Here is a 15318-nt window from a genome sequence, read left to right on the forward strand (position 1 = left end):
GTACAGCGATCGAAGCGACTCGGTGTAATAATGTAGTTCAACTTTTTAGACGGAATAGGGTTGACACCATCTCACCTCCCATGTAATATATGAAAAGTCGTCACACACGAATTACATCAAATTGCATATATCATTTCGTATAACCTCGCAGGCCGAAAGTGTACACAGGGCGAGGGTCTCTACGGGAAGCCTATACTTCCTAACTACGATGCCAAGGAATCAATGTATTCCTTGCTCGTAGTTAGGATTTTTTGCATTTAGATGGTGTCTGTGACATTGGCATGAACCAACATGCGGGCGTATTTTTCTTATCATCAGGAGGTTTATTCACAATGAAATATTATCTGTCCGTTCTCGCGGGAGCGATGAGCTATGGCATATTATCCACGATTGTGGTTCTGGCGTACGGCGAAGGATATAAACTTGGAGAGGTTGTGGGAGCACAGCTGATCACGGGTTTTCTTCTATCCTGGATGCTGGCGCTATACACAAGATTTAGAACAAAACGTAAGTCACAGGCAAATGGCAAAGCATCAGGAGCCGTGGCACAGGTATTCAAGCGGTTGACGTGGAAACAACGTCTGATATTGATGGCTGCTGGAACACCAACCGTAATTACAGGTCTCGTGTATTATCAGTCTTTGCGTTACATTCCGGCTTCACTTGCCATTATCCTGTTGTTCCAGTTCACTTGGATTAGTGTATTGATTCAGGCGATAAGCAAACGACAACGTCCAGACAAAGTCACGTTCCTGACGTTGATCATTCTGTTCGGTGGAACCTTGCTGGCAGCGGGTTTCCTGGAACAAGGATTGGGTGAGTTCAACGGTCTGGGTATTGCTCTTGGGCTAATGGCAGCCGTAAGTTATTCCCTGTTTGTCTTGTTCAGCGGCAAAGCGGTTCCTTCAGCGCATCCAGCCTTCCGCAGTGCGTGGATGGTTACAGGCGGATTGATCCTGCTGTGCATTTTGTTCCCGCCGACATTCCTCTTTAACGGATTGATCTGGAGCCAATTGCTTGTATTTGGATTGCTACTCGGATTCTTCGGGGCATTCATTCCACCAGTACTGTTCGCTATCGGCGTTCCGCATATTGGTGGTGACATGGCCGGAATCCTGGGTGCAGTGGAGCTTCCAATTGCAGTTTTGTTATCCTCAATCGTGCTCCATGAGCATGTCAGCGGATTGCAATGGTTCGGAGTTATTATAGTGCTCATTGGTGTAGCCCTGCCAGAGTTGTATAAATTACGCATGAGACGAAGTCGGAATACACCGATATATTCCTGAGTTATACAAAAAGGGATATTGCAAAGCATGAACGGGAATACCCGTAGATAAGCCTGAGAAATCAGGCTTTTTCTATTGAAATATTCTATATAAATTGAACTAAACATTTACACGAAACGGAGAGGACAGAAATAATCTGAAGAAGCGAAGCGTGCGCCTACAAGCTTTCTGCAAGAAAGCTACATCGGAAGCATACGCTATTCCCGGATTTTACCCTTTGAAAAAGGAAATCAAAAAATCTGGGGATAACAGCGATCGAAAGGTTGTTCTGTCATCGGAGTGTCCAGTGTAAATATTCTTTAGTTCCACTTATATAGCTCAACCGCAATAGCCCAGAGGGGTCATTTTCATTGTCATGCGAATCAGGTATGCTTAAAGAATACATCCGTCTGTGGATTGAATATTGATGGGACATCGAATGAGGAGTGTTTATATGAAAAGCTGGTTTGGAAAAACATGGCCTTGGTTAACGCTGGGTCTGACCGTTGTTGTACTGCTTGGATCATTTTTGGTTTATTTTATGGGCAAAGACGTATCCCCGGGATCGGGAAGTGCAGTAACAGCACAAGCCGAGACTGCGGAGGATTTGAAGGGATATGAAGTCATTGATGTGGACGTGAGCAACGATGGTTTTGGACCAGACGTTATCGAGGTGAAAGCTGGCGTACCGACCAAAATCAACTTTATTCTGACCCGGTCGGTTACACATGTGAAATCAGTAGGATCACAAAAGCTTGGCATGGATCTATACATGCAAAAGGGACCCAATTATTATACGGTCGACAAAGATCTGCCCAAGGGAGAATATGAGATCCATTGCGGCATGTACATGATATATGCAACGATTAAGGTCGTATAAACAGAAGGAGCAAAGTTTCGGGTCACCGAGCTTTGCTCCTTTTTTTGGTGCGTGATATCATGGAAAAGTGGGTAAAATCGATCAGGAGGTGGCGAAATGAAAGCGCTATTTATTGGAGGGACAGGCACCATCAGTACGGCCATTACGGAGATGCTTGCACAGCAAGGCTGTGAACTGTATTTAATTAATCGCGGCAATCATAACGATGACTTACCTAGTGAGGTCAACGTACTTCAAGCGGACATTAATGACGAGACACGTGTAGCGGAACTGATAGCTGATCTGGAATTTGATGTTGTGGCAGACTTTATCGCTTTTGTACCGTCTCAATTGGAGCGAGATTACCGTTTGTTCAAGGATAAAACCAAGCAGTTTATATTTATAAGTTCAGCATCAGCGTATCAGACTCCTCTGGCTGATTACCGGATCACGGAAGGTACGCCCTTATCGAATCCATACTGGGAGTATTCTCGCAACAAGATTGCCTGTGAAGACTATCTGATGAAACAATACCGCGAGCATGGGTTTCCTGTTACCATCGTGCGTCCGAGCCATACGTATGGCGACAAATCGGTACCTCTCGGTGTTCATGGTGCTCAAGGCAGCTGGCAGGTTCTCAAGCGTATCCGTGAAGGAAAACCCGTTATCATCCACGGAGATGGCACCTCACTGTGGACCATTACGCACAATACTGATTTTGCCAAAGGGTTTATCGGGCTTATGGGAAATATCCATGCCATTGGTGAATCGGTACATATCACCTCGGATGAATCCGTCACCTGGAATCAGATTCATGAGATTATAGCTGGTGTGTTGGGCGTTAAGCTTCATGCGGTGCATGTACCCTCTGAGTTCTTGGCCGCATGCAGTGATCAGGATCTTCGCGGCGGATTGCTGGGTGACAAAGCCAATACCGTTGTCTTTGATAACAGCAAGCTGAAGCGGCTTGTTCCGGAATTTGTAGCAACGACAAGAGCTGATCAGGGCATTCGACGTACGATTGAGCACATTCTGGCGCATCCTGAATTACAGACCGAAGATCCGGAATTTGATGTATGGTGTGACAAGGTCGTTGGCGCACTAGACGAAGCGTTATTAAAGATCAGAGATGAGAAATGAGAAGTAAGGCGTTCATGATCAAGTGTTTACATTCATGCGCTTAATCGTTATAATCAAGAAAAAATGACACTTGTTAGGGGAGGCACCCCAACTTAGGACATCGTTCCTTTGTTGGGGTGCCTCCTTTTTTTTGTGTGCCAAAAAGGAGAGTAGACGTTGAAGAAATCAGGAAAACGTGTGAAGAAACAAGCGGAACAATTAACCAAAGTGGTACTGGCATTTGCGTTATTATCACCTCAAGCCCTGTTGCTTGAATGGGGCGCAACGACGGTAATGGCTGAAACGGTTGAAACCATCGGGATTGTATCCGATACGTCCAGCATGAAGGCTGTACAGTCCTCCAAGGTGAAAGTGGAGATGAACAGTGATGGTAAATACAGAATTGTATTACTACCAAACACAAATGTATTTTACGGTGGTGATACAGGGAATGTATCCACCATTATCGACCATAATGGATCACCCGTGAACTTCAAAACATTGCCGCTTAATTATTACCGAATTAACAATAATGTGATTGAAATGTCCCGGCAAAAGGACAATGTCGAATATATTTTGCGTGTATCTATCGTTAATGCTACCTCACAAGGTGGATACATGAAGGTTGAACTGGAAGCCATCAACCGCAGTGGATCGGCACTGAATTTGGGTGGAACATTTTATTGGGATACGATGGTGAATGGCAATGATGCATCTCCGTTTGAAGTCATCGAGAATGGATGGCGCAATTACAGCGGCGGCGTTCAGGTCACGGCTTTTTATGCGAATACGTACAATGTTGTGAATGCAGATCGCATATACATGGGACAGTACAGCGGTCCGGACAATGCGCAGCTAACAGGGGGTTCTTCACCTTCGTCATTCACTACAGGGCAGACCGTTACGGCGAGTGATACAGCTGCGCAATTCTGGTGGAATGCCAAAGCAACAGCGAATCAGGCTTCACGCAAATTTTCAACGATCGTGGGAATCGGCCCTCAGAACGTTCCGCCTTCATTTACACTAACGGCTCCTTCTTCGGGGCAAACGTATTACAAAGGCGAGCAACTTCAGATCTCTGGTACAACGCGAGATACGGATGTAGGAGACCTATTGACCGTGAAATGGTCCATTGATGGTGGGTCTGAGAACATTTTGACCCAGATGACCGCGACGGGTTCAAATCAGTCTTTCAACACTAACTACACATTGCCTGACACCCTGCCAGATGGTACGCACACATTGCAAGTATGGGTCATGGATGACAAAGGTGGGGTGTCCTCAGCAGGAACCGTTAACTTTACGGTTAGAAGTTTTGTTGTGCCTGGAACGCCGACTTATACACTGGTTAACCCTAATAACTTGACGGTCAACTGGGATAAGAAGGCCAATGACGCCTCTGTTACATATGAGCTGAAGAATATGACCACGAATCAGATCGTGGATACAGGTGCGTCAAACAGTCGGCAGGTGACAGGGCTCACTCCGAATACCAGTTATTCTTTTGCTGTACGTGCCAAAAATTCAAGTGGTTCCTTCACGGGGTACTCCAGTCCATCCACCAAATATACATTGGCGAATCCACCCGCTGCTGCGGCTGTGACACAATCAGGCAACTCTGTTACAGCGAGTTGGAATAATAATAGTAACCCTGCGGGCACTCATTACAAAACGGAAATACGCAGTCCAGGTGGGCAAGTCCTCGCAACGGGAACAACAACTTCCACACGTACAGAATTTGCCCTGACCGGACTCGCGGATGGAAAATATGAAGTTCTTGTGGCGGCACTGAATGGTGAAGGGATACAGACCCCGTTTATATCCGCTGGAGAGATGATTAAAGATACAACGGGTCCAACTGCTCCTTCCGTTACAGTTACTCCATCCTCATGGACCAAGGAAGATGTTCTCGTCACGGTTGAAGAAGGAAAGGATGCTTTGAGCGGAACTCAGAAGACTGAAGTTAAAGTTGGTCCGGCAGGAGAATGGCGTGAATATAGCGATCCGTTTACCGTAAACAGTGAAGGCAACACAACTGTTATGGCACGCAGTATTGATGCGTTTGGTAATACAGGACAGGAAACGGCTGTGACAGCTAGGGTAGATCGGACGGCACCAACGCCTCCCGTTATCTCGCTGAATCCGCCCGATTGGACAAAAGCGGCGGTAATCGTGACATTAACGGTGGGTACGGACGAAGCAAGTGGCATTGGTCTGACACAATATAAGCTGGGAAGTGAGGGAGAATGGATCGACTATAAGGCTCCTCTTACACTAAGTGAAGAAGGGATAACCGAGATTTACGCACGAAGTGTTGATCGGGCCGCCAATGTCAGTGCTTCCACTTCGGCAACAGCCAGAATCGACAAGACTGGGCCTGAGCAACCAACGATTGCGTTAAGTGAAGAGGATTGGACGAATGAGGATGTAACTTTTGCGATAAACAGTGGTGAAGATGCGGGCAGTGGGCTTGCCAAGAGTCAATATCGACTTAACAAAGAAGGTCCTTGGATCGATTATACGGGTGAAGTGACGGTTACCGATGAGGGAGAAACGATCGTATATGCACGCTCAATTGACCGTGTAGGCAACATAAGCACGTCCGCTCAGGCTACAGTTCGAATTGACAAGACAGCTCCAACCGAGCCGGTGATTAGTTTAAGTCCTTCTGGATGGAGTAAAGAACATGTGCAATTCACTATCGCTGGAAGTGTGGATGAACAAGCGATATCCTATGAATACAGCATGAATGATGCCCCGTATATGACAGGAAGTAGCGGTACAGTTAGTACAAACGGCGCTACCACCATTCGGGCCCGAGCAAGAGATACCGTTGGTAATGTGAGCAAGGAAGTGAGTCGAATCGCCTATGTGGATCAGATGGCTCCAACGATTACATTTGCACCGAACGGACATGGCTGGACGGACACGGACATATCCACTACCATTCAGTATGCCGATGCCCACTCAGGCATTCAGGAACTGGAACGATTCTATCAAGTTACGAACAGTGCAGAATCACCGGAGCATTGGCTTGAAGCTCGCTCTGATGAGCATCAAATATCCATCGAATCGGAAGGCATCTGGTACATCCATGCCAAAACCATGGACAGAGCAGGGAATACATATGAGACAACTTCATCACCTTACCATATTCAACGCAAGCCCCAGCAACCGAGTCATGTGAGAATGACACAGATCGCTGAGACATCAGCTGAACTTACAGTGGATTTGCCGACTGGGGAAAGGTATACCGATGGATATCAGTATGAGATAACGAATAAAACAACAGGACAGTCATGGACACTGGATTATCCTAACCACAGTATAATCGATCACTCCCTAAGCGGTGGTCAGGTCTATGAATATGAAGTTAGAGTGAGAAACCATACCGGAGTAAGTGATGCAGTAAGCGCTCAAGTATTAACTACCCCGGCAGCTCCCGGAACATTGCACGTTCGAAAAGTAGATTCACAGCCCAATCTGGCCGAAATTCATTTTGATTCAGTACGAGGAGCAGATGCTTACCGCATCATCGTGACTACTTCGGACGGTGCCACCGTATTTGATCAGACGGTATCTGATCCTGGCAGCCTTCCCTATGTTAGCAACCTCGTTCCAGGAACCATTCATAACATTTCGGTAACGGCAATGAATGAAAGTGGCGCAGGTGGTAGCAGTAGAACCGGATTCCTCACACTGCCGGCAATGCCCGGACAATTTATGGCCGTTCAAATTCAGGAGCATGATATTTCATTAGAATGGCAGACAGTGACTTCTGCAACGTATTATGGTCTTTCACGTGATGGAGCAGCCATATATGAAGGAGAGCAGACGGAGTATCTGGACTCGGGTCTGGATAGCGGAACGGAGTACAGCTATACGTTAATTGCCGGAAATGAGACAGGAACAGGACCGTTGGCAGGATTACCTTTGCTCAAGACTTTACCTGGGCAAGTGTCCGGCTTACAGGTATCCGATGCTTCCACAGCGAGCCTTCGTCTGAATTGGGAAGCAGTACGAGGAGCCGATCGTTATGAGTTATGGTTGAATGGAGAGATGTCGGGAACGGTTTCTGCCGGAACCCAAGAATGGGTCTATGCGGGACTGAGTTCAGGAACATCTTATCAACTGGATGTACAAGCAGTGAACGGAAGTGGACAGGGGATACGCAGTTCGGTATCAGGAACAACACTACCGGAGAGCCCGTCGGGACTTCACGTTGTTCAAGTAACTGAACAGGGAGCAATCTTGAGCTGGGAACCTGTAGCTGGGGCAACGAAATATCGGGTGGTCATCGATGGACAGAGCCATGAGATATCAGATACACAACTCGCAGTTCACCACCTGTCAAGCAGTCATGAGTATACCTATGAAGTACAGGCAGGCAATGCTGCCGGGTACGGTGCATCCACCAGTAGTACAATTCTTACGCTACCTAGCAGGCCGGAAGGACTTAATGTCACATCGACTGGTGAGACAAGTATGGGACTTGCTTGGCAAGCTGTAGATACGGCGAATCTCTATATTGTGAAAATCAATGGAACAGAAATGGGTAGAACATCAGAACTGGCCTACATGCTTGAGGGATTGTTGCCAGGTACAGAGTACGCTTTGGAAGTACAGGCTGTGAATGCTTCTGGATCAGGTGAGACAGCGCAGCTCATCCGATTGTCCAAACCTGTGTCGCCTGCCGAAGTACTTGTTGATTCAGGAGTACATCATGCAAAAGTTTCCTGGTCTGTCGTGGAAGGTGCCGCTGAATACGTGATTGAGCAGAATGGCAAGGAGATCTATAGAGGAATGGAGAATGGAGCGACGATTACAGGTCTCCAGGGTGGAACGTGGCATCGCTATCAACTATGGGCAGTCAATAGACAAGGGACTCGTTCTGAAGCGACGGATGTATCTCTGCTGACTTTGCCTGAGAAACCCGTTAAGATTGCGGTATATGATGTGGCAAAAAACAGCCTGGGTCTGGATTTCAGTAACACTGGTGTCCAAGGGGCAGATTATTATGTCATTGAAAGGGATGGAAGAGAGATCACTCAGATGGATTCAAGTGAAACCCATTTCGTAGACAAGGATCTGTTGCCAGGAACGAAATACACTTATGTGATTCGGGCAGTCAATACGAGTGGAACGAGTGCGCCGCTTACTTTCAGTGTAATGACTCAAACGTTGCCATTGGTTGCAGAAAGTATAACAGTGAAAGCCGGAACACATGTGGTGGATCTGGCTTGGGATGTTGTTCAGGGAGCAGCAGCATATGAGATTCGTAATCGGGTAACGGGAGATGTGCAGAGCGTGTCTGAACCGTCTGTACATCTCAATAGTATGCTGGATGGCACGGCGTATGAATTCGAACTTGTTGCGATTAATGAAGATGGGCATCGGTCAGAGTCTATTCAGATTCAAGTTTTAACGAAACCCATATCACCTCAGACGGCAGGCATAACACATATTGCAGATCAGACCGCGGTACTGGACCTGACTGGAAGCTCAACACGGGGAGCAGAGCAATTCATTATTATGCGGGATGGTGTTGAAGTTGCTAAGGTTCCAGCAGATCAAACTTCATTTGAAGATGATGGACTGACACCAGGAGAGCATTACACGTATACCATCAAAACATCCAATGCAACGGGAGAGAGTGATTCCGGTTTCGAAGTTCACTTGAGAACGTTGCCTGCGACCATTCATGAACCTTTACATGCAAGCAAGATTGGGGAAAAGGAGGGATGGATCTCTTGGCCAAAGGTACAAGGTGCGGAGGGATATACTATACGTATCGGAGATCAGATGTTCACCACGATTGATGAAGGAGATATCACAGATGTGAAGTTAACTTATCTGGAAAGTGCAACCCGATATGATCAGGTGCAGATTATTCCTTATAATACGGCTGGTTCAGGAAGCCCAATGGCCGTGACTCCTTTTTACACCTTACCTCATGTGGATTCACTGGAAATGAAGATATACCCCGAGACTGATCACGCTAATTTGGAATGGGATTTCCCTTATGTAAACGAAACATTCGTTGTATTGCTGGATGGCATGGAAGTATATCGAGGCAAACAAAAAGAGTTTATCATTGATCAACTGGATGCAGGCAAGCAGTACTCGATTGAAATCTACACAGAGAATGATCAGGGAGATGCATCGGAGAAGCTGGCGTATTCTGTCCTGACCAAACCAGCAGCTCCTGTCAAAGTCGAGTATCATTCGGCGAAGGACCACATTCGTCTTCTATTGGAACAGAGCCGGGTGGAAGGTGCCGAGCAGTTTATCATTGAGCGGGATGGTGTGGAGATTGCTCGTGTTCCTGCAGACGAACTGTTCTATGATGATGAGGAACTCGAACCGGGCGTGAACTATATCTTTACAGTGAAGACCATGAATGCCTCCGGCAGTAGTGATGGTGGTTATTACCTTCAAGCAATGACTTTGCCCGGTAGTGCTTCTCCTCCTCCTGTAGTAGAGGGGCGTTCAATGTATGGTGCAGACATTGTATGGGAACTGATTCCTGGTGCTGCGGGTTATCGAGTTTATCGAAATGAGGAGCTTGTGGGAACGACAACGGAGACATCCATACATGTATCTCAATTAAATAGTGCAGAGCGTTATACTGACTTTGCAATCATTCCATTTAATGAGGCAGGGGAGGGTGAAGCGCTCCAGGTTCCGGAATTCGAGACGTTTCCTTCCGAGGATCTGACAGTTGCAGCCGTAGCGCAAGGCACAAGTACGATTAAGCTCACTTGGGAACTGGATTCAATGAATGAGGTGATTGTGATCACCCATAAAGATCGTGAGATCTACCGTGGCACGCAGCGCAGTTATGTATGGACAGGACTGAATGCCGAGCAGCATTATGAGGTGGAAGTATGGACGGAGAATTCAGCGGGTGAAAAAAGTGAAGGCAAACGGGCAGCAGCCATGACTTTTCCGTATACACCATCCGCCTGGAGCGGTAGTAGTACAGCTTCAAATCCAGCAGATACTTCGGTAAAAGCCGATGAGGTGAGTTCACAACCTGAACCTTCTGAGGAACAACCTGAGGTACCTGTGAAAAAAAATATCAAATTTATCGATATCAGCCAAACATTCAATAAAGATCAGATTACCTGGCTGGCGGAACAAAATATTATTCAAGGTGTAAGTGAAACCCGCTTCGAACCACGCCGTCCGATCACGCGTGCAGAATTTACCGCATTAATCGTGCGTCTGATGGGTGTGGATACAACGGTTAATGAACAGCATGAATTTCAGGATGTAAACGACGATGATTGGTTCGCTCCAGAGATTAAGGCAGCCGTTCACCATGAGATGGTTCAAGGGATGGGGAATAGGAAATTCGCTCCACATGCACTGGTAACCCGTGAACAGGCATCCAAGATTATAGCAAATGTTGTCCGTAAAATCAGACCGGAACCGCTGACTTCCCCAAGAGCATTTACCGACCAGACTGATGTATCTGATTGGGCTAAAGAAGAAGTGCAGGAACTTGCAGGTTTGTACATGATTACCGGATATGAAGACGGCAGCTTCCGTCCCATGCAGCACTTAAGCAGATCCGAAGCTGCAGCGCTGATCTTCCGCTTAAATAAGCTGATTCAAGTCATGGATGAGAACGGTACAGATCAAGTGGAGAAAGCGTCAGCGTTCGATCGTCATATCTAGATTGAATTGATTCTTACATGTGATACTACATTCATCGGAAGTGATGACATTACCGCTTGATTGGTTTTTAATGTTATAATAGGTTGCCAATATGATAAAAAAGGGTAATGAACAATGGTGATGAATAATGAATAATAAATTTATCCGGATATATGAAGATATTGCAGATCGTATTCGGACTGGAGAGATTGAGGCAGGTACGCTGCTTCAATCGGAACTGGATCTATCGGAAAGTTATCAAACGTCTCGAGAGACTATTCGCAAAGCATTGAAAATGTTGTACGAAGAAGGTTATATTCAGAAGATTCAAGGCAAGGGCTCGATTGTACTGGACATACGCAAGATCGATTTTCCCATCTCAGGTCTGGTTAGCTTCAAGGAATTAGCCAAAAAAATGGGACATCGCGCTAAAACGTATGTGAAGGTATTTGAGGAGAAACAGGTGGATCAGGCGTTACACAAGAAAATTAACTTTGGTCTGAATGAACAGGTCTGGGAGATCAGACGTGTGCGCAAAGTGGATGGAGAGCATGTCATACTGGACAAAGATTACATTAGCCAGCGGCTTGTTCCTGGACTCAGCAAAGAGATCTGTAATGATTCCATCTATGAGTACATTGAGCAAGAGCTGGGGCTTTCGATTTCGTTTGCCAAAAAAGAGATTCTGGTGGAAGAACCCACTGCCGAGGATAGGGAACTGCTTGACCTTGAAGGTTTCCACAATGTAGTTGTGGTGAGGAGCCAAGTCTACCTGGAGGATGCCAGTCAATTTCAGTATACGGAGTCGAGGCACCGGCCGGACAAGTTCAAATTTGTGGATTTTGCACGTCGCAGATAAGTTAATCAAGATCGATCAGAGAGTACCTTTCACTGCATCATTTGGGTGGATCGGTACTCTCTTTGGTTATGGGGGAATCCGAAGATCGTCCATCAAGAACCGCTTAATGTCAATGTTCTTCCTGCATGTCGGAGCGTATGATCACAATATATACGAGGCCGAGGAGTGAGGGAATTGAATCACGTGACAGCGACATCCAATGTTCGCATATGGGAAGAAACCAGGGATATTCCAACCTATGGTACAGGTAAACCGGACAAAAATCCGATGTTTCTTGAAAAGCGAATCTACCAGGGAAGTTCGGGTAAGGTGTACCCACATCCCGTGATCGACAGCATTGAAGATGAAGCCCAAATGAAGTCGTATCGATTAATTATTCTTGAAAATGAATATGTACGTATCGAGATGATGCCCGAACTGGGGGGACGGATCTATCGCGCGCTGGATCGGACCAATAACTACGATTTTGTATATTACAACCGGGTGATTAAACCTGCACTTGTGGGTCTGGCAGGGCCATGGATTTCAGGTGGAATTGAATTCAACTGGCCACAGCATCATCGGCCCAACACGTTTGGTCCAGTCGATTATACATTTGGCAGTAATGAAGATGGAAGCGCTACCGTATGGGTGGGTGAGATTGATCGCATGTATGGTACCAAAATGACCGCTGGCTTCACACTACATCCTGGCAGAGCCTATCTTGAAATCCATGCCGAGGTATACAATCGCACCAGCGCACCTCAAACTTTTCTATGGTGGGCCAACCCGGCTGTAGCTGTTAACGATCATACACAATCCGTGTTTCCACCTGATGTAACGGCTGTGCTGGACCACGGAAAACGGGACGTATCCCGCTTTCCCATCGCAACCGGCACTTATTACAAGATGGACTATTCCGAAGGTGTGGATATCTCGCGATACAAAAACATACCGGTTCCAACATCCTATATGGCTTATAAGTCGGATTATAATTTTGTGGGGGGGTATGACCACGGGATTCAGGCAGGTTTGTTGCATGTAGCCAATCATCATATTTCTCCGGGCAAGAAACAATGGACCTGGGGGAACGGGGAATTCGGTCAAGCCTGGGATCGTCAGTTAACGGACGAGGATGGACCTTATATTGAATTAATGACCGGAATCTATACCGATAATCAGCCTGATTTTACGTGGTTACAGCCCTTTGAAGCGAAATCATTCTCGCAGTATTTTATGCCGTATAAAGGAATTGGTATGGTCAAAAATGCAACAATTGATGCAGCGGTTAATTTGGAAATGGACGAAACGACAGGAATGGTAACCGTGATGGTATATGCGACGTCGGTTTTTGAACAAGTGACCGTTGAAGTGATAGGACCAACCACGGTATATCTCCAGGAGAGATGTAATATCTCACCTACGAAGCTATATAAATCTTCATTCCCGTGGAGCGGACAAGATGAATGGCATCAGGTGAAGTTAAGTGTTCGAACTGCGGAAGGAAAAGTACTTGTGGCCTATCAGCCTGAACGTTCTGAGATTCAGGAAGTGCCAGATCCGGCCACACCACTCCCGCTACCATCCGAGATTCGTACGAATGAACAACTATATCTGGCTGGTCTTCATTTGGAGCAATATCGGCATGCCACGTATGAACCGGAATCTTATTATCTGGAAGGGTTGAAGCGTGATGCAACGGATATTCGTCTAAATATTGCGTATGGTACATTGCTGCTGCGGAGAGGGTTGTTTCAAGCTGCAGAGAGACATTTCACACAGGGGGTAAAATCACTTACGTGGAAAAATACGAATCCATATGATAGTGAAGCTTATTATCAACTCGGTCTGAGTTTGAAACTACAGGGGAAACAGGAAGAAGCCTACGCAGCACTGTATAAAGCCGTATGGTCTGCACAGTATCAGGATACAGGTTATTACATGCTTGCTCAGATCGATACGGTGTTACATCGAGACATCGAAGCGTTGGATCACATCGAACGTTCGCTGATTCGTAACTCCAGAAATTATAAGGCTCGGCATCTGAAGGTGGCTCTGCTGCGCAGATTGGGTCAAGATAAACAGGCCATTCAATATTCGCGTGAGACATTGGAACTGGACCCGGTTGAATTTGGAGCTGCATATGAATTAGTCCTGATCTATAGCGGAGCGACTACACCTTTAGAGAGAGAACAAGCGGGGCAAACACATGAGCATTTCCATCGTCTGATGCGAGGAGACGTTTATAATTATCTGAATCTAGCCGCAGACTACGCGGATTGTGGATTGTGGGAAGAAGCACTGACGGTACTCTCTTATGTTGAATCCGAAATTGCACAGCCGTATCCTATGGTTGGTTATGCTCAGGCTTACTTATATCGTCAGCTGGGGGATGTGAAGCAGGCCCGGGAATGTCACAAGCAGGGGAAAGCTGCTCCAACGGATTATTGTTTTCCTAATACGATATTTGAATTCATGGTGCTTCAGGATGCATTGGCAGTGGATTCAAATGATGCGCGTGCTCACTATTACCTGGGAAATTGGTTATATGATCATAAACGCTACGAGGAAGCAATCACCCATTGGGAAACTTCACGCGAGGTGGATGCTTCATATTCGACTGTACATCGGAATCTGGGCCTGGCTTATTATAACAAGTCGAATCGGCCCGATCTTGCACTGGCATCATTGGAGGAAGCTTTCCGGTTGGATTCGCAAGATGCACGGATCTTCTACGAGTTGGATCAGCTGCGCAAGAAGATGGGGTATTCCTGCGAGCATCGAATCAAACAGCTGGAAGATCACATGGAGCTGGTTCATCATCGTGACGATCTGTACATTGAGTGGGTAACTTTATTGAATATGCAGGGTAGCCATCAAGAAGCATGGAATGCCCTTCAGACTCGGCGGTTTCATCCATGGGAGGGTGGAGAAGGCAAGGTAACAGGACAATATGTTACGGCACTGACGGAACTTGCAAAGCAAAAACTGGAGAAACAACAACCTGAACTAGCATTGGAGCTGCTGCAGAAGGCTTTGGTTTACCCGGAGAACTTAGGTGAAGGTAAATTGGAGGGAGCAGGAGATAATCCCGTTTACTTTTATCTTGGCTGTGCCTACAAGCAACTGAAGAATGATCAGGCGGCAGAGGAGAATTTCCACAGAGCATCCATCGGTTTGAATGAACCGGCAAGCGCGATGTTTTATAATGATCAACCGCCGGAATCCATCTATTATCAGGGTCTGGCCTGGCAGAAACTTGGCAATGTGAAGGAAGCAAATCGACGCTTTAACAAACTCATTGACTATGCGGAAAGACATATGCATGATCACATCCGAATGGATTATTTTGCGGTATCTCTGCCCGATTTCCTAGTGTTTGACGACGATCTCAATCAGCGAAATGAAGAACATTGCCGATATATGCGGGCATTGGGTCTTCTGGGGCTGGGTCGGACGAGTGAAGCCAAACTTGAGTTGGAGCGGGTATTGGAGAAGAATCCCAATCATCAAGGGGCAATCATCCATCGATAATTGATAATCGTTCAACACATCCCATTTATAGCGAAGGAGTT

Annotated in this window: 6 protein-coding genes and 1 riboswitch; all 6 genes read left to right on the forward strand. The window is 46.5% G+C overall.

From position 1 onward, the window contains the following. Positions 1-115: 115 nt before the first annotated feature. A riboswitch (purine riboswitch) is annotated at positions 116-226 on the forward strand. Between the two features lie 106 nt (positions 227-332). The 6 genes from MKZ13_RS13620 (at position 333) to MKZ13_RS13645 (ending at position 15277) form a co-directional block, all read left to right on the forward strand. Beyond that, on the forward strand, positions 333-1286 hold the full coding sequence (locus MKZ13_RS13620) for a DMT family transporter (RefSeq protein WP_221819555.1): 954 nt from the start codon (positions 333-335) through the stop codon (positions 1284-1286). Between the two features lie 433 nt (positions 1287-1719). Continuing rightward, the gene (locus MKZ13_RS13625; RefSeq protein WP_074094860.1) at positions 1720-2145 is read left to right on the forward strand and encodes a cupredoxin domain-containing protein; all 426 of its coding nucleotides are present in this window, start codon (positions 1720-1722) and stop codon (positions 2143-2145) included. Between the two features lie 96 nt (positions 2146-2241). Further along, a complete protein-coding gene (locus MKZ13_RS13630) occupies positions 2242-3264 on the forward strand; it encodes an SDR family oxidoreductase (protein ID WP_221819554.1) in 1023 nt (340 codons plus the stop codon). A gap of 156 nt (positions 3265-3420) precedes the next feature. After that, on the forward strand, positions 3421-10926 hold the full coding sequence (locus MKZ13_RS13635) for a fibronectin type III domain-containing protein (protein WP_339184667.1): 7506 nt from the start codon (positions 3421-3423) through the stop codon (positions 10924-10926). A gap of 127 nt (positions 10927-11053) precedes the next feature. Continuing rightward, the gene (gene treR, locus MKZ13_RS13640) at positions 11054-11764 is read left to right on the forward strand and encodes a trehalose operon repressor (RefSeq protein WP_339184669.1); all 711 of its coding nucleotides are present in this window, start codon (positions 11054-11056) and stop codon (positions 11762-11764) included. A 174-nt stretch (positions 11765-11938) separates the two neighbouring features. Next, on the forward strand, positions 11939-15277 hold the full coding sequence (locus tag MKZ13_RS13645; RefSeq protein WP_339184672.1) for a DUF5107 domain-containing protein: 3339 nt from the start codon (positions 11939-11941) through the stop codon (positions 15275-15277). Positions 15278-15318: the final 41 nt, after the last annotated feature.

This window comes from Paenibacillus sp. FSL R5-0701, from assembly GCF_037973995.1.
GTDB lineage: Bacteria > Bacillota > Bacilli > Paenibacillales > Paenibacillaceae > Paenibacillus.

Excerpts from the sequence above, each read along its gene's own strand:
- treR (WP_339184669.1), top strand. The coding sequence starts at position 11,054 with ATGAATAATAAATTTATCCGGATATATGAAGATATTGCAGATCGTATT.
- MKZ13_RS13630 (WP_221819554.1), top strand. The coding sequence starts at position 2,242 with ATGAAAGCGCTATTTATTGGAGGGACAGGCACCATCAGTACGGCCATT.
- MKZ13_RS13625 (WP_074094860.1), top strand. The coding sequence starts at position 1,720 with ATGAAAAGCTGGTTTGGAAAAACATGGCCTTGGTTAACGCTGGGTCTG.
- MKZ13_RS13620 (WP_221819555.1), top strand. The coding sequence starts at position 333 with ATGAAATATTATCTGTCCGTTCTCGCGGGAGCGATGAGCTATGGCATA.